This is a genomic window from Citrobacter sp. L55 (assembly GCF_002850715.1).
GTDB lineage: Bacteria > Pseudomonadota > Gammaproteobacteria > Enterobacterales > Enterobacteriaceae > Citrobacter > Citrobacter braakii.
Genome location: NZ_KZ559460.1, coordinates 1 through 452, shown reverse-complemented (window position 1 = coordinate 452; position 452 = coordinate 1). Strand labels below are relative to the sequence as shown.

General features: G+C 48.5%; 1 protein-coding gene. It reads left to right on the top strand.

Translation table 11 applies throughout. The annotated features are described in order from the left end of the window. Positions 1 to 250: 250 nt before the first annotated feature. Positions 251 to 452 (top strand): TraR/DksA family transcriptional regulator (locus B9P82_RS28150; RefSeq protein WP_101701465.1); only part of this gene is annotated, 202 nt, incomplete at its 3' end.

Here is a 452-nt window from a genome sequence, read left to right as displayed (position 1 = left end):
GATTACGATCGAGCGGACATCGCAGCAACAATTAGAGGTGGTGGCGGGAATAATGCAGGTTCATGTTCTGAGTCGTGCGAGGCATTCATAGTAGGTAACGCAGATACCGCGCAAATGGACTTATTCGCAAGACAGGAAAATGCCGCATGAGAAACAAACTATCGCAAATCACAAGGTCGCTAATGCGGCCTTTTTATTTTCTCGCGTTCACCTTCAACCGAATTAACCGACAGTTCATGGAGCACTGAAAATGGCTGACATTATCGATAACGCATCAACGCTTGAAGATTTGCAGCGTGACGCGGCACTGAATATGCACAGACTCAACCACTCAGCAGTATCAGCAACGCACTGTGAGGAGTGCGGTGACAAGTTACTTGATGAGCGCCGGAAAGCGTATCCGGGATGCACGATGTGTGTCAGTTGTCAGGGTGAGATGGAATTGCGTAAGA